Here is a 1,864-nt window from a genome sequence, read left to right on the forward strand (position 1 = left end):
ATCACAACAACTTACACTGTGGATCCTAATACTGGAAAGATTACAGCAAGTGAAGATCAACCAGTTCGTACGAAAGAACCAACTAATACTATTGTTAAAGTCGCAGCGAAGGATAAAGTAGTAGCAACCCTGATTGAACCAGAAGTGGAATACGTTAAAGATGTTGAAAAAGACTTCGGTACACCAGCTCAGCGTACTGAGGGTGAAAAAGGTAAAACAGTTACTACAACCACTTACGATGTAGATCCAAAGGACGGTCATATCACAGAACACGTTGGTAATCCAGTCGTCACCCCAGCAGGTAAGACAATCGTTAAAGTTGGTGCGAAAACTAAGGTTGAACAATCTAAAGATTCTGAAGGTCGCGATGTGATTGATACCATTACCTATGAAGTTGATCCAAAAACAGGTAAGGTAACTCCGACAACAGTTCGAACTTATGGAATAACGAAAGAACCAAAAGTAGAGTTAGAACAAGATCCTAAGACAGGTGATGTTACAGTAACACCGAAGAAACCAGATGGTTCAACATACCCACCAGGAACTACGGTAGAAATCCCAGGTAAAGGTAACAAGCCAATCACAGTCACAATCGGTGAAGACGGTAAAGGTAAAGTACCAAACAGTGAATTACCAGAAGGTAAAGTTCCGGGTACAGGTAAGATTACTGAACCAGGTAAACCAGCTGTGGAAGTTCCAGTGGAAAATCCAGCTAAGGTAACAATTTTTGAAAATGGTGTATTACCGGCTTCAATTGAATTGCCAGAGCTAATGATTGAGGTTCGTTGGATTGATGAAGATGGAAATGTATTGAAATCATCCGTTAAGACAGGCAATGAAAAGGATGCTGAACATGGATCAATTCCAGGATATGAATTTGTACGAACTGTGATAGCTGAAAATGAACCAGTAATGATCCACATTTTCAGAAAAGTAAGTTCAAACACAAATACAATTCCAGTAACACCTGATACTAATGTAAATTCTGGTCACGATACACCTGAGCTAACAACTCCAACTCCAATTCCAGTTGTGCCAGTAATGCCTGATGCTAATGGAAATTCTGGTTACGATACACCTGCACCAACAACTTCAATTCCAGATTCAGTTATTCCGAATGTAAATCATGAAGATACTACAGATGCTTTTGATAATGGAGTTAAATCAAATGATTCTCAAAATGTATTGCCAAATACAGGAACTGAATCAAATGCGACTCTTGCATCTCTAGGACTTCTTGGTATGCTAGGCAGTCTCGGACTTGCTCTTGGAAAGAAAAAAGAAGACTAAAAATTTAGTCAAAATATGAACACAAAAGATTAAAAAACAGCCTTGTTCCTCATTTCAAGAGGTGCAAGGCTGTTCTTGTATTCTCGGAAAAATAGATAGTATTCGTAATAAGATATAGTGGATTGAAATAAAATGTACGCAAATCGATTGGTCAATTTCTAAAAATGAATTAGGAGTCGTGTTGGACTATTCTAACTTCAATCCACTATACTTATTTGAAGTCAAAGTGTAGCTTTTGGTGATAGCCTATTCAAGAAATATCGTTGTATAAGTGTATGCTTTGAAATTATAGGTGCAGGGAATCAATGATAGGATTTTTAATTAAAACTATCATCTATTTGTTTATAAGAAGAAAGTTTATGAATTTGATTTTAAAATAGTATAAAATTATATTTATAGAAGATATCTGAATAAGATCGGAAAATTAAGGGTCGGATATCTATTGTTATGTATATTTATTTTTAATTATTATAAATAACTTGATTGCGCTTTCTTGAAACTTACTGAAAATTCTTGAAATTAGGCATATTTACATTATTTTGTTTGATTGAATATGTTAAAAGTGGTATAATTG

At 35.5% G+C, this 1,864-nt stretch carries 1 protein-coding gene; it reads left to right on the forward strand.

Features of this window, described 5'->3' with window-relative positions:
* Window positions 1-1,290 (forward strand): LPXTG cell wall anchor domain-containing protein (locus tag O3601_RS09325; RefSeq protein ID WP_371472719.1); only part of this gene is annotated, 1,290 nt, incomplete at its 5' end.
* Between the last annotated feature and the right edge of the window lie 574 nt (window positions 1,291-1,864).

It is taken from the genome of Streptococcus sp. 20925_1_69 (assembly GCF_041432365.1).
In the GTDB taxonomy this organism is placed as follows: Bacteria; Bacillota; Bacilli; order Lactobacillales; family Streptococcaceae; genus Streptococcus.